The 18385-nt window shown below is 63.5% G+C and carries 20 protein-coding genes; 17 read left to right on the top strand and 3 right to left on the bottom strand.

Annotation, left to right across the window (positions count from 1 at the left end; all coding sequences use genetic code 11):
* Positions 1–24 precede the first annotated feature (24 nt).
* The 7 genes from V6093_RS10235 (at position 25) to V6093_RS10205 (ending at position 5564) form a co-directional block, all read left to right on the top strand.
* Positions 25–1137: a chemotaxis response regulator protein-glutamate methylesterase gene (locus V6093_RS10235; RefSeq protein ID WP_108078019.1), complete on the top strand. Its 1113-nt coding sequence runs from the start codon at positions 25–27 to the stop codon at positions 1135–1137.
* Positions 1137–1877 (top strand): flagellar motor protein, encoded by a 741-nt coding sequence (locus V6093_RS10230; RefSeq protein ID WP_003254399.1) that lies wholly within the window; start codon positions 1137–1139, stop codon positions 1875–1877. Before V6093_RS10235 ends, V6093_RS10230 begins: the two co-directional genes overlap by 1 nt.
* 3 nt (positions 1878–1880) lie before the next feature.
* Positions 1881–2738, top strand: coding sequence for a flagellar motor protein MotD (gene motD / locus V6093_RS10225; RefSeq protein WP_047604168.1), 858 nt, complete (start codon positions 1881–1883; stop codon positions 2736–2738).
* 223 nt (positions 2739–2961) lie between these two features.
* Entirely contained in the window at positions 2962–3750 is a 789-nt protein-coding gene (locus V6093_RS10220) for a ParA family protein (protein WP_003254396.1), read from the top strand.
* Positions 3750–4646, top strand: coding sequence for a CheW domain-containing protein (locus V6093_RS10215; RefSeq protein WP_012051648.1), 897 nt, complete (start codon positions 3750–3752; stop codon positions 4644–4646). Before V6093_RS10220 ends, V6093_RS10215 begins: the two co-directional genes overlap by 1 nt.
* A gap of 41 nt (positions 4647–4687) precedes the next feature.
* Positions 4688–5167, top strand: coding sequence for a chemotaxis protein CheW (locus V6093_RS10210; RefSeq protein WP_003254393.1), 480 nt, complete (start codon positions 4688–4690; stop codon positions 5165–5167).
* Position 5168: 1 nt separating this feature from the next.
* Positions 5169–5564 (top strand): DUF2802 domain-containing protein, encoded by a 396-nt coding sequence (locus V6093_RS10205; protein WP_003254391.1) that lies wholly within the window; start codon positions 5169–5171, stop codon positions 5562–5564.
* Between the two features lie 113 nt (positions 5565–5677).
* Here the strand turns inward: V6093_RS10205 and V6093_RS10200 are convergent, their stop codons facing one another.
* The 3 genes from V6093_RS10200 to V6093_RS10190 form a co-directional block, all read right to left on the bottom strand.
* Entirely contained in the window at positions 5678–8389 is a 2712-nt protein-coding gene (locus tag V6093_RS10200) for a dermonecrotic toxin domain-containing protein (RefSeq protein ID WP_274083486.1), read from the bottom strand.
* 67 nt (positions 8390–8456) lie between these two features.
* Positions 8457–8795, bottom strand: a complete 339-nt coding sequence (locus V6093_RS10195; protein WP_004577455.1) for an EscU/YscU/HrcU family type III secretion system export apparatus switch protein — start codon at positions 8793–8795, stop codon at positions 8457–8459.
* Complete coding sequence (locus V6093_RS10190) at positions 8792–10348, bottom strand: flagellar hook-length control protein FliK (protein ID WP_047604166.1); 1557 nt, start codon at positions 10346–10348, stop codon at positions 8792–8794. Before V6093_RS10190 ends, V6093_RS10195 begins: the two co-directional genes overlap by 4 nt.
* Before the next feature lie 170 nt (positions 10349–10518).
* On the opposite strand from V6093_RS10190, the gene ccmA reads away from it, so the two are divergent.
* Genes ccmA through V6093_RS10140 form a run of 10 tightly spaced genes read left to right on the top strand, consistent with a single transcriptional unit; the run spans position 10519 to position 17864 of the window.
* The gene (ccmA, locus tag V6093_RS10185; RefSeq protein WP_003254385.1) at positions 10519–11151 is read left to right on the top strand and encodes a cytochrome c biogenesis heme-transporting ATPase CcmA; all 633 of its coding nucleotides are present in this window, start codon (positions 10519–10521) and stop codon (positions 11149–11151) included.
* Positions 11148–11816, top strand: a complete 669-nt coding sequence (gene ccmB, locus V6093_RS10180; RefSeq protein ID WP_012051653.1) for a heme exporter protein CcmB — start codon at positions 11148–11150, stop codon at positions 11814–11816. Before ccmA ends, ccmB begins: the two co-directional genes overlap by 4 nt.
* A 46-nt stretch (positions 11817–11862) precedes the next feature.
* Positions 11863–12630, top strand: a complete 768-nt coding sequence (locus tag V6093_RS10175; RefSeq protein ID WP_012051654.1) for a heme ABC transporter permease — start codon at positions 11863–11865, stop codon at positions 12628–12630.
* Positions 12627–12803 carry a heme exporter protein CcmD gene (ccmD, locus tag V6093_RS10170; RefSeq protein ID WP_003254380.1) on the top strand — a complete coding sequence of 59 codons (177 nt, stop codon included), beginning with the start codon at positions 12627–12629 and terminating at the stop codon, positions 12801–12803. Before V6093_RS10175 ends, ccmD begins: the two co-directional genes overlap by 4 nt.
* Positions 12800–13255, top strand: coding sequence for a cytochrome c maturation protein CcmE (gene ccmE / locus V6093_RS10165; protein ID WP_003254379.1), 456 nt, complete (start codon positions 12800–12802; stop codon positions 13253–13255). The genes ccmD and ccmE overlap by 4 nt, the downstream gene beginning before the upstream one ends.
* Positions 13252–15240 (top strand): heme lyase CcmF/NrfE family subunit, encoded by a 1989-nt coding sequence (locus tag V6093_RS10160; RefSeq protein WP_003254378.1) that lies wholly within the window; start codon positions 13252–13254, stop codon positions 15238–15240. The genes ccmE and V6093_RS10160 overlap by 4 nt, the downstream gene beginning before the upstream one ends.
* Positions 15237–15773 (top strand): DsbE family thiol:disulfide interchange protein, encoded by a 537-nt coding sequence (locus tag V6093_RS10155; protein ID WP_003254377.1) that lies wholly within the window; start codon positions 15237–15239, stop codon positions 15771–15773. Before V6093_RS10160 ends, V6093_RS10155 begins: the two co-directional genes overlap by 4 nt.
* The gene (locus V6093_RS10150) at positions 15770–16246 is read left to right on the top strand and encodes a cytochrome c-type biogenesis protein (RefSeq protein ID WP_014860172.1); all 477 of its coding nucleotides are present in this window, start codon (positions 15770–15772) and stop codon (positions 16244–16246) included. Before V6093_RS10155 ends, V6093_RS10150 begins: the two co-directional genes overlap by 4 nt.
* A complete protein-coding gene (gene ccmI / locus V6093_RS10145) occupies positions 16239–17435 on the top strand; it encodes a c-type cytochrome biogenesis protein CcmI (RefSeq protein ID WP_143494342.1) in 1197 nt (398 codons plus the stop codon). The genes V6093_RS10150 and ccmI overlap by 8 nt, the downstream gene beginning before the upstream one ends.
* A gap of 12 nt (positions 17436–17447) precedes the next feature.
* On the top strand, positions 17448–17864 hold the full coding sequence (locus V6093_RS10140) for a hypothetical protein (RefSeq protein ID WP_003254373.1): 417 nt from the start codon (positions 17448–17450) through the stop codon (positions 17862–17864).
* Positions 17865–18385: the final 521 nt, after the last annotated feature.

The raw sequence follows: 18385 nt of genomic DNA, 5'->3' as shown, positions 1-18385 counted from the left end.
GTTGCGCCGCCTAATGGAGTGTTTATGGCAGTCAAGGTCCTGGTGGTGGATGATTCTGGTTTCTTCCGCCGCCGTGTCTCGGAAATCCTCTCGGCGGATCCAACGATCCAGGTAGTGGGTACCGCGACCAACGGCAAGGAAGCAATCGACCAGGCGCTGGCGCTCAAGCCCGATGTGATCACCATGGACTACGAAATGCCCATGATGGATGGCATTACCGCCGTGCGGCACATCATGCAGCGCTGCCCGACGCCCGTATTGATGTTCTCGTCGCTGACCCATGAAGGCGCCCGCGTCACCCTCGACGCGCTGGATGCCGGCGCAGTGGACTACCTGCCGAAAAACTTCGAGGACATCTCGCGCAACCCTGACAAGGTCAAGCAGTTGCTGTGCGAGAAGGTGCACACCATTTCGCGCAGCAACCGCAGGATCGGCAGCTATGCCAGAACGGCGCCGGTCGCCGCGCCAGCGCCCGCCAGCACTTTCGCCAGCCAGGCGCAGACGCGCCCGGCAGCGCCTGCCCGTGCAGTGGCCCCGACACCGGCGGCCTCGCACTCGCCGGCACCCAAGCGCAAACCCTACAAACTGGTGGCCATCGGTACCTCCACGGGTGGGCCGGTGGCGCTGCAGCGGGTACTGACCCAGCTGCCGGCCAATTTCCCGGCGCCGATCGTGTTGATCCAGCACATGCCGGCGGCCTTCACCAAAGCGTTTGCCGAACGCCTGGACAAGCTGTGCCGCATCAGCGTCAAGGAAGCCGAAGACGGCGATATGCTGCGCCCGGGCCTGGCCCTGCTGGCCCCCGGTGGCAAGCAGATGATGATCGATGGCCGTGGCACGGTGAAGATCCTGCCCGGCGACGAGCGCCTGAACTACAAACCGTGCGTGGACATCACCTTCGGTTCGGCGGCCAAGTCGTACGGTGACAAGGTGTTGTCGGTGGTGCTCACCGGCATGGGCGCCGATGGCCGCGAGGGCGCGCGCCTGCTCAAGCAGGGGGGCAGCACGGTGTGGGCCCAGGATGAAGCCAGCTGCGTGATTTATGGCATGCCCATGGCCATCGTCAAGGCCAACCTGGCGGATGCCGTGTACAGCCTGGATGAAATCGGCAAGCACCTGGTGGAGGCGTGCGTCTGATGGATGTCCTCAGCCTGATCGGTTTGATTCTGGCTTTCGTTGCCATCGTCGGTGGCAACTTCCTTGAAGGCGGTCATGTCGGTGCTCTGGTCAATGGCCCGGCGGCTCTGATCGTGCTGGGTGGCACCCTGGCGGCGGCGTTGTTGCAGTCGCCGCTGTCGTCGTTCAAGCGTGCCTTGCAGATTTTGCGTTGGATCCTGTTTCCGCCGCGGGTCGATCTGGCGGGCGGCATCGACCGTGTGGTGAACTGGAGCCTGACCGCTCGCAAAGAAGGCCTGCTGGGCCTGGAAGGGGTAGCGGACAGCGAGCCCGACCCCTATGCGCGCAAGGGCCTGCAACTGCTGGTGGATGGCGCCGAGCCGGAAGCAATCCGCAGCATCCTTGAGGTCGACTTCCTTACCCAGGAAGGCCGTGACATCCAGGCAGCCAAGGTATTCGAAAGCATGGGCGGCTATGCGCCGACCATCGGCATCATCGGGGCGGTCATGGGCCTTATCCATGTGATGGGCAATCTGGCCGACCCGTCGCAACTGGGCAATGGCATTGCCGTGGCCTTTGTCGCCACCATTTACGGTGTGGCCAGTGCCAACCTTGTGCTATTGCCGGTCGCCAGCAAGCTCAAGGCCATCGTCATGCGCCAGTCGCGCTACCGTGAAATGCTGCTCGAAGGCCTGCTGTCGATTGCCGAAGGTGAAAACCCGCGCTCGATCGAGCTGAAGCTGCAAGGCTTCATGGAGTAACCCATGCGTCGCCGTCGTCATACCGAGGAACACGAAAACCACGAGCGCTGGCTGGTGTCGTACGCCGACTTCATCACGTTGCTGTTCGCCTTCTTCGTGGTGATGTATTCCATTTCCTCGATCAACGAGGGTAAGTACAAGGTTATTTCCCAGGCTTTGCTAGGGGTATTCAACGACCCCGAGCGCAGCATGAAGCCGATCCCGATTGGCGATGAGCAGCCGCTGAGCGTTCGCCCGGCCCAACCGCTGGTCAAAGACAGCGAGCAGACCGAAGCGGGCCTGGCGGCGACCAATGTCGACCCGTTGAAAACCATCAGCGATGACGTGCGCGATGCCTTCGGCGACCTGATCAACAGCGACCAGATGACTGTGCGCGGCAACGAGCTGTGGGTGGAGATCGAGCTCAACTCGTCGCTGCTGTTTGGCAGTGGTGACGCGATGCCCAGTGACAAGGCGTTTGCGATCATCGAGAAGGTGGCCAACATCCTCAAGCCGTTTGCCAACCCGGTGCACGTCGAAGGCTTCACCGACAACCTGCCGATCCGCACCGCGCAGTACCCCACCAACTGGGAGTTGTCCTCGGCGCGCGCGGCCAGCATCGTGCGGCTGCTGGCCATGGAGGGCGTCAACCCGGCGCGCATGGCTTCGGTGGGCTATGGCGAGTACCAGCCGGTGGCCAGCAACGATACCGCCGAAGGGCGCGCCCGCAACCGCCGGGTGGTACTGGTGATTTCCCGTAACCTGGAAGTGCGCCGCAGCCTGACAGGCTCGGGCAGCGCCAATGCCACACCGGATGCCGCATTGCGCCGCGCTGGCACACAAAGTGCACCGGCAATACAAGCAACGGTAGCGAGGCCGTGATACGTCAATTCCCCGTCGCTGATACGAACACGATTTTGACTGTGCCGCCGCCCCCTGTGGGAGCGGGCATGCCCGCGAAGCCAGCGACTCGGTGAATGGCACCGGCTACGCCGGTGTTCGCGGGCTTGCCCGCTCCCACAGAGGAGAGTGCGAGCTTTGAAGTTTTGCGCATGACGGTTGTTTCTACAGTGTCCCTGCCAAATCAATAGATAGAGTTTGCTTGATGAGAGTCTGGGCAGTAGCCAATCAAAAAGGTGGTGTCGGCAAGACCACCACTACCATTGCCCTGGCCGGCCTGCTGGCCGAGGCCGGCAAGCGCGTGGTTGTCGTCGACCTCGACCCGCACGGCTCGATGACCAGCTACTTCGGGCACAACCCGGACGCCCTGGAGCACAGCTGCTACGACCTGTTCCTGCACAAGGGCACGGTGCCCGAAGGCTTGCCCGGGCAACTGCTGCTGCCCACCAGCGATGAGCGCATTTCGCTGCTGCCGTCGAGTACCGCCCTGGCGGTGCTGGAGCGCCAGTCGCCAGGGCAGAATGGCCTGGGCCTGGTAATCGCCAAGAGTCTGGCGCAGCTGTGGCAGGATTTCGACTATGCCCTGATCGACAGCCCACCCTTGCTGGGTGTGCTGATGGTCAATGCCCTGGCCGCCAGCCAGCAGCTTGTGATCCCGGTACAAACCGAGTTCCTCGCCGTGAAGGGCCTGGAGCGCATGGTCGGCACCTTGGCCATGGTCAACCGTTCGCGCAAGCAGGCGCTGCCGTACCAGATCGTACCGACCCTGTTCGACCGTCGTACCCAGGCGTCGCTGGGCACCCTCAAGTTGCTGCGTGACACCTACGGGCAGCATGTGTGGCAGGGCTACATCCCGGTGGATACGCGCCTGCGTGATGCCAGTCGCAAGGGCGTCACGCCTTCGCAGTTCGACAGCAAGAGCCGTGGGTTGATCGCCTACCGGGCGCTGCTCAAGCACCTGCTCACCTACAAGACCGCAGTGCAGGTGGCCTGATGACTCAAACCCGGCAAACCAGCACCCGGCCCCAGATGGCCCTGCAATCGTACCTGGACGGCCTGCTGCAGGAGGCCACCGAGGCCGAAGACCTGAGCGAGCAGCCGGCAGTGGCGGATGAGTTCGCCGAGGCGGTGCGCGAGGAGCAGGCACGCGATGCCCGACAGCCAGCCCGGCCTGAGCCCGCCGAAGCCGCCGCCGCCAGCTTTGCCCCGCGGCCGTTCGCCGAACCCCGTCTGGCGGTACTGCCCAGCGTGATGCCGGTGGAAGCCCCGGTGGTGACGGTGGTCGAGCAGGAGGTCGTGGCCGAAGCCAGCATCCCGGTACTGGTCGAAGAACAAACCGTGGAACCGGCTGTGCCGCTGGTCGATGTGCATCTGCCGGCACCCAACCTGCCCGTACCCCCGGCCACTGTCGACGGTCGTCCGGTGTGGGCGGCCGAGCCGTTCGAATGCCTGCTGTTCGACGTTGCCGGCCTGACCCTGGCGGTGCCGTTGGTGTGCCTGGGCTCGATCTACACCCTGGCTGGCCAGGAGCTGACGCCACTGTTCGGCCAGCCCGACTGGTTCCTCGGCATCCTGACCTGCCAGGCCGGCAACCTGAAGGTGCTGGACACTGCGCGTTGGGTAATGCCCGACCGCTACCGCGATGATTTTCGCCAGGGCCTGCAGTACGTGATTTCGGTACAGGGCTACGAATGGGGGCTGGCGGTGCATCAGGTCAGCCGCTCGCTGCGCCTGGACCCGTCGGAGATCAAGTGGCGCAGCCAGCGTGGCCAGCGCCCGTGGCTGGCCGGCACCGTAATCGAACACATGTGCGCACTGCTCGACGTCGCCGCACTGGCCGAGCTGATCGCCAGCGGTGCGGTCAAGCAGATGCACGCCAAACAGAAATGACACAGAACATACCGCCAACGGCGGATTTTGAGGGTAGGGGAATGAAAAAGTCGTCTGCACAAGGTTCCGAAGATCCGATCCTGCAGTGGGTTACCTTCCGTCTGGACAACGAGTCCTACGGCATCAATGTGATGCAGGTGCAGGAAGTCCTGCGCTACACCGAGATTGCCCCGGTGCCGGGTGCGCCGAGCTACGTGCTGGGCATCATCAACTTGCGCGGTAACGTGGTGACGGTGATCGACACGCGTCAGCGTTTTGGCCTGATGCCGACCGAAGTGACCGACAACACCCGTATCGTCATCATCGAAGCCGACAAGCAAGTGGTCGGCATTCTGGTCGACAGCGTGGCCGAAGTGGTTTACCTGCGCCAGTCTGAAATCGAGACCGCGCCGAACGTGGGTAACGAAGAGTCGGCCAAGTTCATTCAGGGCGTGTGCAACAAGAATGGCGAACTGCTGATCCTGGTCGAACTGGACAAGATGATGACCGAGGAAGAGTGGTCCGAGCTGGAGAACATCTGAGTTGATCCTAGAGGTTGCTGTCATCTTCCTGGCGCTGGCCTGGGCGCTGAGCCTGTGGTTTTTCCTCAACTACAGCAAGCGCCAGCGCGAGCTGGCTGCGCAGCAGGCCGAGGGCGATGCGCTGCGTGACCAGCGCATCAAGGACTTGGCCAAGCGTCTGGATGACTACCAGAACGGCACTGTGCGCATGGGTGAGGCCATCCATGAGCTGCGTGCGACGGTGGCTACCCTGCCAGACCGGCTGGAGCGCCTCGAGCAGCGCGACCCCAGCAACGTTACCTTTAGCCAGGCGGCCAAGCTGGTGGGGATGGGGGCGAGTGTCGATGAGTTGACCCAGAGCTGCGGCCTGACCCAGGCCGAGGCGGAGTTGATGAGCAAGGTGCACCGGGCTCCTTGACGGGGGCTGACAGGTAGCCTCGTTAGCAGGCTCGTCACCTGGGACATCGAGCGGCGCCCATGCGTCGCTCGATCTGAAGGGCGCCGCCAGGCCCGTTCAGTTCCCCATGCATTTCAGTTGCGAACCCAGGAGTGATTGCCGCCGACGCCGGCAAAACGGTTCAGGGGCAGCAATTGCTTCAGGGCAGCATTGGCCTGTGAGGCGTCGATGAATGGGTAGGTGTTGACGCGTGGCATGATGTGCAAGTTGATGATCTGGCGCAGGGTCCGCAGGCCGGGTAGATGGCGATCGACCATCTCGGTGAGCAGCGCCGGGCCGGTGAGGTAGCTGAGCTTGTTGGCATAGCGGTAGAAATTGCCAGGGTCCTGTTCCAGGCTCGGTCGGCTGTCGTAAAAGTCTGCATGGGTCTGGTAGCGTGCGAGCATTTCATCGGAGATCGCATCCAGCACCGGGTTGCCTGGGTGGCTACCTATGAGGCTGGTGTTGTACAGGCAATTCATGCTCATTTTTTCGTTGCACATCGGCGGTGGCAGCAGCAGCCCATCGGGCGGGGTGTGCAGCTCGACCTGGTCGATCGTTTCGCCCTTGCCGTCCGGCAGCAGGAAATCGTCTACGTCCATGTACAGCCCACCCTCATGGTGCAGCATTCGGTAGCGCAGCACATCCGTCGCCGACGCGTAATTGGTGGCGATGCCACCGTTGCCATCCAGTGCTGCATCGTACTGTGCGTAATAGCGGCTCTGGCGGAAGGCCCGGAAGAAACCTTGCTCTTCAAGCGGCAATACCTGAAGCCCCGGCGCCCGGGCTGCCAATAGCCTTGCGTTCTGTTCGTAGGCGGTAGGCGAAGCCTTCGACAGAAACAGGCGCATGCTGTATTCACTGTCGCTCAGGCGCGCTGCGTTGGCGGCAAGGTTGGCCAGCAATGGCTCGCCAAGGACGTTGTTGCCGACCCAGAGGCTGGATATGAGTTTTGGGATAGGTGCGCTGTCCGGCGCCCGTGTCGGTATTTGCACCGGCAGGGGCAGGTCGACACCCAAGGCGCGCAAAGTGCGCGTGCGCATGGCGTCGGTTACCGGCCGAGGCATGTCGAGCGCCACCAGGTCACGGCTGCCGGGGACTGCCACGTAGGCTTGCGGATCGACCTCGTTGACGTCGTCCTTGAGGATGAACGCATTCCGCTCCATGTCATAGACCACCCGCGCGTTGTAGGTTTCGATGCTGCATTCCAGGTCGTCCAGTTCGCCATCGTAGTGGGGCAACCGTATCACCGCGCCGGCAACCTCCGGGTCGCCGTCATCAAGGGGGGCAATGGGCTCGTGGTTGTGGAAGTACTCCGCGCCTTCTGGCTCTGGAAGCCGCGGTGGGCTGGTCGGGCTCAACGGATAGCCGAGCTGCCCGTTGACCTCGCGCGGCATGACAAAACCATCGCTTTTGAACTCGAACAGGGCCTTGATGCCTGCTGTGCCCTCCGTTGCCAGCGGTACGGCGTTGAACAGCCCCCAGGCGATGTCGCCCACCCCATCCTGTTTGGCTTTCAGGCTGTGGCCGTTGATCACCTGATCCAGGCCCAGACCCAACTGGGCAATGCCACCGAGCGCCAGCAGTGGCGCCAGCCCCGGCACCACCAGGCACAATGGCGCTAGCAGGTTGAGCGTATTGGTGAGGTAGCCTCGCCATTTGGCTTTGGTAACCTGGCTATCGGTGGTGATGACAAAATCGGCATCGTCGTAGCTGCGCTGGCGCTGGCGCTCGGTCAGGGCTGCGAACATATCCCCGGTCAGTTTGGGGTTGTACTTGCCAGGTTTGTAGTTCACGTAGGTTCTGGGGGGCCAGACGCCATCATCGTTGAAATAACCATGTTCAGGCGGCAGCCGGTGCCGAACCGGATAGTCGCCAAGGCCCTCGAGCGCGGTGTCCAGGCCGCTGAAATCGAGGCCCTGAGGGCGGTCGGCAAGCCTGAAGTGTTGTTTGAGTGCCTCGCGTCGGGCGGGGTCCTTGCACTGATCGCCCACCCAGTCCTTGAGCAGGTTCTCGCTGGCGAATTCGAGCAAGGGCGAGCTGTTACCTGGCATGTACAGCAGGGTCAGATCGCTGTGGGGGGCATTGATGTACAGCAGGTCGGTGGCCGCATAGCCATAGATGCTCAGCGTGCTCACCCGTATCTTGAAACGCTGCGGCATCATGCCGGCGGCTTGCCATGCCAGCTCCCTGGCGGCATCACTCAGGCGCCCCTGGCTGACCTGGGCGTTGCAGGCGGCGATGAAATTGAGCTTGCTGGCCAGGCGGTGACTGTCCTGATGCTCCTGCCAGTACGTGTCGAGCATGGCTTTGAACGGCGTGTGAAAATCCAGCGCGTCTATGAAACGCTGGAAAGCTTCAGCCGGTACCTGAACGTGGGTCGAGGCATCGTAACGGGCAGGGGACGATCGCTGGAACAGGCCGTTGTACACTTCGAAGGCTGCGCCCTGATGGCCAAAGCCCAGCGCTGGCAGGCGATCGACCAGCTTCAACGGCCCTTGGGGGAAGGTGCCTGCCCAAGGGTTGGCGAACAGCGCGCCGATGAGGTTGTTATCGGACTCCCCTTGCCAGTTGCCCAGCAGCGCCTGGGTCATGCTCTGGGTCTGCTGGATCGCTGCCACATACCCTTGGTCATCCGGCCGGTAGTGCAGGGTGACCACATCGACGCGATCGGGGTCGATATGCACACCTTGCCCGGCAAGCCACTGCCGGATCAAGCGATTGGCTTCGCGGTCCGGGCGTGGGATGTTGGCCAGATGGTCTACTACGAACTGCACGCCTTTGGCGTTGATTCTGCTGTCGATCATGACGGTCACCTTGTACGTGGGAAGCCGACAAGGTTGGGCGCATGGAGGGGGAGGGGGTGGTAGATAGTTACTGGCCAGTGCCGGGCAGCGGGGGCAATGGTGGGGTGATATCGCGTTCTGTCGGGCGCGGATCATCGAAGCCGGCGGGTACCTTGCCGCGCAGTTGCCAGGCGAAGGCGATGATTTCGGCAATGGTCAGGTACAGCGCTTCGGGTATTTGATCGCCCAGCTCCAGCCGCGCCAGCAGGCGCACCAGCTCGGCGTTTTCGTAGATCGGCACTTCGTGTTCGCGGGCGAGCGCAAGGATGGCCTCGGCCAAGTCCTCGTCGCCCTTGGCGGTGAGGGTCGGTGCCTGATGGCCGTCGTAGTTCAGCGCTATGGCTTGGCGTGGTGTCGTATCGTTCATGCGGTTTCGTCCACCCAGCGTTGTTCCATCCGTGTGCGTGGCCCCTGCGGCGGGATGCCCGGGTGGCACTCCAGGTCGCCGACTTCCAGGCCCCGGGCCACCAGGCGCGCGCGCAGCGCGCCAAGCTGGGCGTCGATCAACCGCGCGGTCTGCTCGCGCTCCGCCCATAGCTGCCCGCTCAGGCGGCCCTCGCTCAGTTGCGCCTGCACTTGCAGGGGGCCGAGCGGGGACAAGTCGAAGGCCAGCTCGATGCGCCACAGGGCTTGCCGAGGGTTTTGGGCTTCATGTTGGCGGTCGGCCTGTTGTTGTGGGGTTTCTTCGCGCTGCAGTTTGACTTGCAGCGGGATGAAGTCCTGGCCGTGGCGGATCGGCACTTCGGTTTGCCAGGTGGTCTGCAGGTTGCCGTTTTCCAGCGTGCCGGTTTGTTGCAGGCTGCTCATGGCGTGGCTCTGCAAACGTGAAACAGCAGCGGCAGCCAGGCGCAGCAGCTGTTGCAGGTCGCCTTCCTCTTCCAGGGCCTTGAGCAGGCGCGACGGTAATGGGAACGCGCCCGGCTGCGGCTTGGGGCTGACCCGCTCGAGCATGCCCAGTGCGCTGCGCGCCAGTATCGGCATGGTCAGGGCCAGGTTGGCGGGGCTCAGAGTGGTGGCTCCTGCCGGGAGGGCAGGGGCCTGGGCCATCAGCCGCAGTAAATGTGCTTTGAGGTCGGTGTCGACGCTGGCGGTGGACCCACTCAGCAGCTTCGCTTCGAGAAAGCTGCCGCTGTTGTTCAGGGCCTGGGCCACTGCCTTGGCGTCGCCCAGTTGTCGGGCGTCCGGCAGGCCGGCCAGCAGGCGTTCGGCGCTGGCGCGCAGCTCGCCATCGACGCCTGGGTCGCGGGTGAGCTGTTGCAGGGTGTTGAGCAGGCCGGGCAGCGAGGCTTGACGGTTTTGCTGTGTCAGCAGCTGTTGGGCAATGCTGAGTTGGTCCTGCCTGCCGCTGAGCGGCACGAAGCGCAATGACTGATCACCCTGCACCAGGGCGCTGAGCAGGCTGCCAATGGCCAGCGGGCGCGGGCTGTCGATGCTCAGCGTGGCACCGGCCTGGGTGCTGTTGAGCAAGCTGACCAGCGCCCGGTACACGGCCGGTTGGCCGGGTGCCTGAGCCAGCGGTTGGTTGGTCAGGACCTTGCCTTGCAGCAAGGTGCCGACCGGCACCTTGCTGGTGTCCAGCTGGGTGAGGGTGGCGACCTGGCTGGCGCTGGCCTGTTGCAACATGATCGCCAGGCGATTGCTTTCGGTCTGGCTGACGGTGATCTGGCTGCCTTGGGGCAGCGGCTGGCTGGCGTTGGCCTGTAATTGGGTCTGCACGCCGTTGGCCTGCATCAGCCTTAGCACCAGCTGAAAGTCCTGGCCCGTCTGGCGCAACGATAAAACCTCGGCTTGCGCGGTTTCGCCGGGGGCCAGCAGCCCGGGCTGCGCCTGGATAAGGCGCAGCAGTTCGCCGGTCGTGCCCGCCTTCATGGCTTGGCTGTTGATCGCGGTTTGTGCGCCGAGACTATTGATTTCAGTCATGATTGTATACAACCTGTCGAGCCCGGCCTCTTGGCAGCGCGGCGGCGCGTGTAATAATGCCGAGCGCCCGTGGTTGCCAGTATAACGGCAGCGCGCGGGGCGACTTGAGACACAAGGGTTCTGGAGCGGTGTTGGCTGCTTCAAAGCCCTACTGAAGATAAGGCGAAACCGTGACCCTTCACCTCCAAGCCGCGGGCCTGGCCTGCGAGCGCGACTGGCGCCTGCTGTTCGAACAGCTCGATTTCGAGCTGGGTGCCGGTGACATGCTGCAGATCAGTGGCCCCAACGGCAGTGGCAAGACCAGCCTGTTGCGCCTGTTGGCCGGGCTGATGCAGCCGACGGCCGGGCAGATTCTGCTGGGTGGCAAGCCACTGGCAGAACAGCGTCATGCCCTGGCCAGCGCCCTGCTGTGGATTGGCCACGCCGCTGGCATCAAGGACTTGCTCACCGCCGAGGAGAATCTCACCTGGCTGTGCGCCCTGCACCAGCCGGCCAGCCGCGAGGCGATCTGGGCGGCGCTGGAGGCTGTCGGCCTGCGCGGTTTCGAAGACGTCCCCTGCCATACCCTGTCGGCCGGTCAGCAGCGCCGTGTGGCCCTGGCCCGGCTGCACCTGGCTTGCCCGCCGCTATGGATTCTCGACGAGCCGTTCACCGCGCTCGACAAGCAAGGCGTGGCGCAGCTTGAAGCGCACCTGGCAGCCCACTGCGAGCAGGGCGGCACGGTGGTGCTGACGACTCACCACACACTGGAACGCAAGCCCTCCGGTTACCGAGAACTGAACCTGGGGCAATGGGCTGCATGAGCGTATTCATTTTGTTACTGCGCCGCGAAGCGCGCCTGCTGTTCCGTCGCCCGGCCGAACTGGCCAACCCGTTGGTGTTCTTCGCCATTGTCGTGGCCATGTTCCCGCTGGCGGTCGGCCCGGAAAGCCAATTGTTGCAAACCTTGTCGCCGGGCCTGGTCTGGGTGGCAGCGTTGCTGGCCGTGTTGTTGTCGCTGGACGGCCTGTTCCGCAGCGATTTCGAAGACGGCTCGCTGGAGCAATGGGTGCTGTCGCCGCACCCACTGGCACTGCTGGTGCTGGCCAAGGTGCTGGCGCACTGGATCTTTTCCGGGCTGGCGCTGGTATTGTTGGCGCCACTGCTGGCACTGATGCTGGGGCTGCCAAGCCATTGCCTGCCGGTGCTGCTCGGTTCGCTGCTGCTGGGTACGCCGGTATTGAGCTTGCTGGGCGCGGTAGGTGCGGCACTGACAGTCGGCCTTAAACGCGGAGGTTTGTTACTGGCGTTGCTGATTCTGCCGTTGTATATCCCTGTATTGATCCTGGGCAGTGGTGCGTTGCAAGCGGCGTTGCAAAATATGCCGGCAACCGGCCATCTGCTCTGGCTCGCCAGCCTGACGGCCCTGGCCGTTACCCTGGCACCCTTTGCGATAGCGGCCGGCCTGAAGATCAGCGTCGGCGAATAACGAGTCCCGGGCTCTCAAGCCCGGCAAATACCCTGGATGTACCCTGATGAAAATAAGCTGGACGTGGTTCCACAAGCTGGGCTCCCCGAAATGGTTCTATGCCATCAGCGGCCGCATGCTGCCGTGGCTGGCCGGTGCTGCCGTGCTCCTGCTGCTGGTCGGCATCACCTGGGGCCTGGCCTTCGCCCCCCAGGACTACCAGCAGGGCAACAGCTTCCGCATCATCTATATCCATGTGCCCGCGGCGATGCTGGCGCAGTCCTGCTATGTGTTGCTGGCGGTGGCCGGGGTGGTGGGGCTGGTGTGGAAGATGAAACTGGCCGACGTCGCCCTGCAGTGTGCCGCGCCCATTGGCGCCTGGATGACCGCCGTGGCGCTGGTTACCGGCGCCATCTGGGGCAAGCCGACCTGGGGCAGCTGGTGGGTGTGGGATGCCCGCCTTACGTCCATGCTCATCCTGCTGTTCCTGTACTTCGGCATTATTGCGCTGGGCCAGGCGATCAGTAATCGTGACAGTGCAGCCAAGGCCTGTGCGGTGCTTGCGATTGTCGGTGTGGTGAATATCCCGATCATCAAGTATTCGGTGGAGTGGTGGAACACCCTGCACCAGGGGGCCACCTTCACCCTTACCGAAAAGCCGGCGATGCCGGCCGAAATGTGGCTGCCGCTGTTGTGCACGGCGCTGGGTTTCTACTGTTTCTTCGGCGCCGTACTGCTGCTGCGCATGCGCCTTGAAGTGCTCAAGCGCGAAGCACGCGCCAGTTGGGTCAGGGACGAAGTATTGAACAGCCTGGGGCGGAGGGCCACACAATGAGCTTTGCCACCTTCGGTGACTTTCTCGCCATGGGCCACCATGGCCTGTACGTGTGGTCGGCCTATGGCATCTGCCTGGCGGTGCTGGCGCTGAACGTTGGTGCGCCACTGCTGGCTCGTCGTCGCTATTTGCAAGAAGAGGCGCGCCGTTTGCGCCGGGAGAACAACCAGTGAATCCGCAGCGCAAGAAACGCCTGTTGCTCATCGTCGGCCTGCTGGTCGGCGTCGGGGTTGCCGTCGGCTTTGCCTTGAGCGCATTGCAGCAGAACATCAACCTGTTCTATACGCCGACCCAGATCGCCAACGGCGAAGCCCCGCTGGACACGCGCATCCGCGCTGGCGGCATGGTCGAGAAAGGCTCGGTGCAGCGCTCGGCCGACTCGCTGGACGTGCGTTTCGTGGTAACCGACTTCAACAAGTCGGTACCCATCACCTACCGCGGCATCCTCCCCGACCTGTTCCGCGAAGGGCAGGGCATCGTCGCCCTTGGCAAGCTCAATGCCGACGGTGTGGTGGTGGCCGATGAAGTGCTGGCCAAGCACGACGAGAAATACATGCCGCCCGAAGTCACCAAGGCCCTGAAGGAAAGCGGCCAGGCCGCTGCCGGCGGGGAGACGAAGCCATGAACGCAGCACTGGTAGTCCCCGAACTGGGCCAGTTGGCGATGATTCTGGCCATCTGCTTTGCCGTCGTGCAGGCCAGTGTGCCGTTGCTTGGCGCGTGGCGTGGCGACAGCCTGTGGATGAGCCTGGCGCGGCCGGCAGCGTGGGGGCAGTTCGCCTTCCTGGCGTTTGCCTTTGCCTGCCTGACCCATGCCTTCATGACAGACAATTTCTCGGTCGCCTATGTGGCCAGCAACTCCAACAGCGCCTTGCCCTGGTACTACAAGTTCAGTGCGGTGTGGGGCGCCCATGAGGGTTCGTTGCTGCTTTGGGCGCTGATCCTCGGCGGCTGGACCTTTGCCGTGTCGGTGTTCTCCCGGCAGTTGCCGCAGGTGATGCTGGCCCGCGTGCTGGCGGTAATGGGCATGATCAGCGTGGGCTTCCTGAGCTTCCTGATCATTACTTCCAACCCGTTCCAGCGCCTGCTGCCGCAGGTGCCGACCGATGGCCGTGACCTCAACCCGCTGCTGCAGGACTTTGGCCTGATCGTTCACCCACCCATGCTCTACATGGGCTATGTGGGCTTCTCGGTGGCCTTCGCGTTCGCCATTGCCGCCTTGCTCGGCGGCCGGCTGGACGCTGCCTGGGCGCGCTGGTCGCGGCCGTGGACCATCGTCGCCTGGGCTTTCCTGGGTGTTGGCATCACCTTGGGGTCGTGGTGGGCCTACTACGAACTGGGCTGGGGTGGCTGGTGGTTCTGGGACCCGGTGGAAAACGCCTCGTTCATGCCTTGGCTGGTGGGCACCGCACTGATCCACTCGCTGGCGGTGACCGAGAAACGCGGGGTGTTCAAGAGCTGGACCGTGCTGCTGGCAATTGCCGCATTCTCCCTGAGCCTGCTGGGTACCTTCCTGGTGCGTTCCGGGGTGCTGACCTCGGTGCACGCGTTTGCCGCCGACCCGTCGCGGGGTATTTTCATCCTGTTTTTCCTGCTGTTCGTGGTCGGCGGGTCGCTCACCCTGTTCGCCCTGCGCGCACCGGTGGTCAAGAGCCAGGTCGGTTTCGCCCTGTGGTCGCGTGAAACGCTGCTGCTGGCCAACAACCTGGTGCTGGTGGTCGCGGCTTCGATGATTCTGCTCGGTACCCTGTACCCATTGGTGCTCGATGCCCTGACCGGGGCCAAGCTGTCGGTCGGCCCGCCCTATTTCGACGCCTTGTTCCTGCCACTGATGGCGCTGCTGATGGTGGTGCTGAGCGTGGGCGTGGTGGTGCGCTGGAAGGACACCCCGGGCAAATGGTTGGTCAGCATGATGACCCCGGTATTGATCGGCAGTGCCATCCTTGCCCCGGTTGCCGGCTTTATCGTCGACGACTTCGACTGGCCGACGCTGACGGCCTTCGCCCTGGCCGCCTGGGTAGTGCTTGGCGGGCTGCGTGACATTTTCGACAAGACCCGCCACAAGGGCCTGGTCAAAGGCCTGCCGGGCCTGGGCCGCAGCTACTGGGGCATGCAACTGGCGCACCTGGGCCTGGCGGTGTGTGCGCTGGGCGTGGTGCTGTCCAGCAACAACAGCGCCGAGCGCGACCTGCGCATGGCGCCGGGCGAAAGCGTGGAGCTGGGTGGCTATCACTTCCTGTTCCAGGGCGCCAAGCACTTCGAGGGGCCGAACTTCATCTCTGACAAGGGCACCATCGTGGTCAGCCGCGATGGCCGTGAAGTGACCACACTGTACCCGGAGAAGCGCCTGTACACCGTGCAACAGTCGATGATGACCGAAGCGGGCATCGACGCCGGCTTTACCCGCGACCTGTACGTCGCGCTTGGCGAGCCACTGGAGAATGGCGCCTGGGCTGTGCGCGTACATATTAAGCCTTACGTCCGCTGGATCTGGCTGGGCGGTCTGCTGACCGGCCTGGGCGGGTTGCTGGCGGCCCTCGACCGGCGCTACCGCGTCAAGGTCAAGACCCGGGTGCGTGATGTCCTGGGCGTGTCTGGAGCAGCTGCATGAAGCGTTGGATCATGGTAGTGCCCCTTGCAGTGTTCCTGCTGGTGGCGGTCTTCCTCTACAAGGGGCTTTTCCTCAAGCCCGACGAGCTGCCTTCGGCAATGATCGGCAAACCGTTCCCGGTGTTTTCCCTGGCGTCGACACAGGGGGACCGCACCCTGACTCAGGCCGACTTGCAGGGGCGCCCGGCACTGGTCAACGTGTGGGCCACCTGGTGCCCGTCGTGCAAGGTCGAGCACCCGTACCTGAACCAGCTGGCACAGCAGGGGGTGGTGATCCATGGGGTCAACTACAAGGATGACAACGCCGCCGCGCAGAAGTGGTTGGCCGAGTTCCACAACCCCTATCAGCTGGATATTCGTGACGAACAGGGCAGCCTGGGCCTGGACCTTGGGGTGTATGGGGCGCCGGAAACCTTCCTGATCGATGCCAAGGGCATCATCCGCTACAAGCACGTCGGCATCGTCGATGCCACGGTCTGGCGTGAACAGCTGGCGCCGTTGTACCAGGGCCTGATTGATGAGGCCAAGCCATGAGGCGTTGGCTGGCAGCTGCGGTGCTGGGCATGAGCCTGGCCGGTGTGGCCAAGGCGGCTATCGACACCTACCAGTTTCGCGACGAGGCAGAGCGCGAGCGTTACCAAGAGTTGACCAAGGAACTGCGCTGCCCCAAGTGCCAGAACCAGGATATTGCCGACTCCAACGCGCCGATTGCTGCCGACCTGCGCCGAGAAATCTTCCGCATGCTTGGCGAAGGCCAGAGCAACCAGCAGATCATCGACTTCATGGTCGACCGCTATGGCGACTTCGTGCGCTACAAGCCGGCGCTCAGCGGGCGTACCTGGCTGCTGTGGTTTGGCCCGGGGATCTTGCTGGCCGGTGGCTTCGTGGTGCTGGCGGTGATCGTACGCCGGCGCCGTGCTACGGCCGTGCAGGGCGCCGATGAGTTGTCTGCCGAAGAACGCGAGCGTCTCGCCAAACTGCTGGAAAAAGAACAGACCCATGATTGAATTCTGGCTTAGCGCGGGCCTTCTGCTGCTCGCTGCCCTCAGCTTTTTGCTGCTCCCGATCTTGCGTGGCCGCCGTCGCCAGCAGGAAGAAGACCGCACGGCCTTGAACGTGGCCCTTTACCAGGAACGTGTCGCCGAGCTGGCGGCCCAACAAGCCGCCGGTGTGCTCGATGAGGCGCAGATGGCCAAGGGCCGGGACGAGGCTGCCCGCGAGCTGCTGGCCGATACCGAAGGCGCCGAGGCCCCGCGCCAGGGGCATTTGGGCAAGGCCCTGCCGCTGCTGGCTGCGGTACTGGTACCGCTGATGGCGCTGGGGCTGTACCTGCATTTTGGGGCGGCCGACAAGGTGGCGCTGACCCAGGAGTTTGCCGAGGCTCCCAAGTCGATGGAAGAAATGACCACGCGCCTTGAACGCGTGGTGCAGGCCCAGCCGGATTCGGCCGAGGCCATGTATTTCCTTGGCCGGGCCTACATGGCCGAGCAGCGCCCGGCCGACGCCGCGCGTACGTTCGAACGGGCCGTGGCCCTGGCTGGGCGCCAGCCCGAGCTGCTGGGGCAGTGGGCCCAGGCCCAGTACTTTGCCGCCAACAAGCAGTGGAGCCCGCAATTGCAGGCGCTGACTGACGAAGCGCTGAAGGCGGACCCCAACGAGGTGACCAGCCTGGGCCTGCGCGGTATTGCCGCGTTTGAAGGCGAGCGCTATCAGGAAGCCATCGACTACTGGAAGCGCTTGCTGGCGCAGTTGCCAGAAGGTGATGCATCGCGAGGGGCCCTGCAGGGGGGGATCGACCGCGCCGCCGAGCGCTTGGGTGGCGCGCCAGTGCAGGCTACCGAGCCTGCACCTGTGGCGGCTCGCCTGAAAGTGCGGGTGGAACTGGCGGCTGCCTTGAAGGACAAGGTTCAGCCGGACGACACGGTGTTTATCTTCGCTCGCGCCAGCAATGGCCCGCCAATGCCACTGGCGGCCAAGCGGGTGACCGTGGCGCAGTTGCCGATCGAGGTGGAGTTGTCTGATGCTGATGCGATGATGCCGCAGATGAAACTGTCGCAGTATGCCGAAGTCCAACTGGTTGCACGTGTTTCACGCGCGGGTCAGCCTACCCAGGGTGAGTGGATTGGCCAGGGGGCGCCGTTGTCTAGCGCCACCCAGGCTACCCAGCGCCTGACCATCGACACTCCAGACCAGTAAGAGAGCAATGCCATGCACAGCACCGTCCGCCTGACCCTGATTACCTTGGCCCTGGGTTTGTCTGCGTGTACGGTGCATGAGCCGTACGAGCAGCCCGCGCCACCGATCGAGCGTGTGCCGCCGTCGGGGCCGGTGGTCAAGCCCTTGCCGGGCAGGCAGCCTGCCACTTCGCCGAGCAAGCCGGCGGCGATACCCAAGCCCATGCCGCGTACCTCGGCCAGCTTTGCGCCACCGCCTGGCGGGGCAAGTCACTGGGATCCCAAGCTGGGTGTATATGTGTTGGAGAAGCAGCCCAATACCTTCTACCGGCAGCGTACGTACTATCGGTTTGATAACGGCTGGAGCTGGTCGTTGAGCCCGAATGGGCCTTGGCAGGAAACTGACAGCAGTGGTGTACCCGGTGGATTAGGGCGCGCGTTCGCGCAGTAACGCTGTTTCTGTATCTGCTTATTCTGCTTCTGCTTCTGCTTCTGCTTTTGCTTGTAAGCGCGCGGTAGTTCAGGCGACGCAGATTGCGACTTCAGGAGGCCGAGCGCAGGGCTTGCGAAGGGAGGTGACGGGCATGGATGCCCGTCAAGCGCTGAGGCCCCATGGATGGGGCCTGCAGCGCGTACTCCCGGGAGCAAGACCGTAGCGAGGGAACCCCGGAGCGTAGCGCAGGGGCCGGATGATAGGAGCCAGCGTTTTTTGGTTACTTTTTGTCGCGTTTGACAAAAAGTGACCCGCCGTAAGGGCGGAAAGGTGACTATGCGCCACGTGCGCAAATGAATACCTACTCGATGTAGATGCCCACATCCAAGAAGCAAGAAGCAAGAAGCAAGAAGCAAGAAGCAAGAAGCGAACTCGTCTGTTTTGACTCAGCGAACCGTCCGTTTGCGATGGCGACGCTGACTCACCTTTTCGCCCTTACGGCGAGTCACTTTTTGTCAAACGCGACAAAAAGTAACCAA

It is taken from the genome of Pseudomonas putida group bacterium ESBL64, from assembly GCF_045277175.1.
Taxonomy (GTDB): Bacteria; Pseudomonadota; Gammaproteobacteria; order Pseudomonadales; family Pseudomonadaceae; genus Aquipseudomonas; species Aquipseudomonas alloputida.
The sequence above is the reverse complement of the archived record's forward strand: the minus strand, read 5'-3'. Positions and strand labels throughout refer to the sequence as shown.

Excerpts from the sequence above, each read along its gene's own strand:
- V6093_RS10235 (WP_108078019.1), top strand. The coding sequence starts at position 25 with ATGGCAGTCAAGGTCCTGGTGGTGGATGATTCTGGTTTCTTCCGCCGC.
- V6093_RS10230 (WP_003254399.1), top strand. The coding sequence starts at position 1,137 with ATGGATGTCCTCAGCCTGATCGGTTTGATTCTGGCTTTCGTTGCCATC.
- motD (WP_047604168.1), top strand. The coding sequence starts at position 1,881 with ATGCGTCGCCGTCGTCATACCGAGGAACACGAAAACCACGAGCGCTGG.
- V6093_RS10220 (WP_003254396.1), top strand. The coding sequence starts at position 2,962 with ATGAGAGTCTGGGCAGTAGCCAATCAAAAAGGTGGTGTCGGCAAGACC.
- V6093_RS10215 (WP_012051648.1), top strand. The coding sequence starts at position 3,750 with ATGACTCAAACCCGGCAAACCAGCACCCGGCCCCAGATGGCCCTGCAA.
- V6093_RS10210 (WP_003254393.1), top strand. The coding sequence starts at position 4,688 with ATGAAAAAGTCGTCTGCACAAGGTTCCGAAGATCCGATCCTGCAGTGG.
- V6093_RS10200 (WP_274083486.1), bottom strand. The coding sequence starts at position 8,389 with ATGATCGACAGCAGAATCAACGCCAAAGGCGTGCAGTTCGTAGTAGAC.
- V6093_RS10195 (WP_004577455.1), bottom strand. The coding sequence starts at position 8,795 with ATGAACGATACGACACCACGCCAAGCCATAGCGCTGAACTACGACGGC.
- V6093_RS10190 (WP_047604166.1), bottom strand. The coding sequence starts at position 10,348 with ATGACTGAAATCAATAGTCTCGGCGCACAAACCGCGATCAACAGCCAA.
- ccmB (WP_012051653.1), top strand. The coding sequence starts at position 11,148 with ATGAGCGTATTCATTTTGTTACTGCGCCGCGAAGCGCGCCTGCTGTTC.
- V6093_RS10175 (WP_012051654.1), top strand. The coding sequence starts at position 11,863 with ATGAAAATAAGCTGGACGTGGTTCCACAAGCTGGGCTCCCCGAAATGG.
- ccmD (WP_003254380.1), top strand. The coding sequence starts at position 12,627 with ATGAGCTTTGCCACCTTCGGTGACTTTCTCGCCATGGGCCACCATGGC.
- V6093_RS10160 (WP_003254378.1), top strand. The coding sequence starts at position 13,252 with ATGAACGCAGCACTGGTAGTCCCCGAACTGGGCCAGTTGGCGATGATT.
- V6093_RS10155 (WP_003254377.1), top strand. The coding sequence starts at position 15,237 with ATGAAGCGTTGGATCATGGTAGTGCCCCTTGCAGTGTTCCTGCTGGTG.
- V6093_RS10150 (WP_014860172.1), top strand. The coding sequence starts at position 15,770 with ATGAGGCGTTGGCTGGCAGCTGCGGTGCTGGGCATGAGCCTGGCCGGT.
- ccmI (WP_143494342.1), top strand. The coding sequence starts at position 16,239 with ATGATTGAATTCTGGCTTAGCGCGGGCCTTCTGCTGCTCGCTGCCCTC.
- V6093_RS10140 (WP_003254373.1), top strand. The coding sequence starts at position 17,448 with ATGCACAGCACCGTCCGCCTGACCCTGATTACCTTGGCCCTGGGTTTG.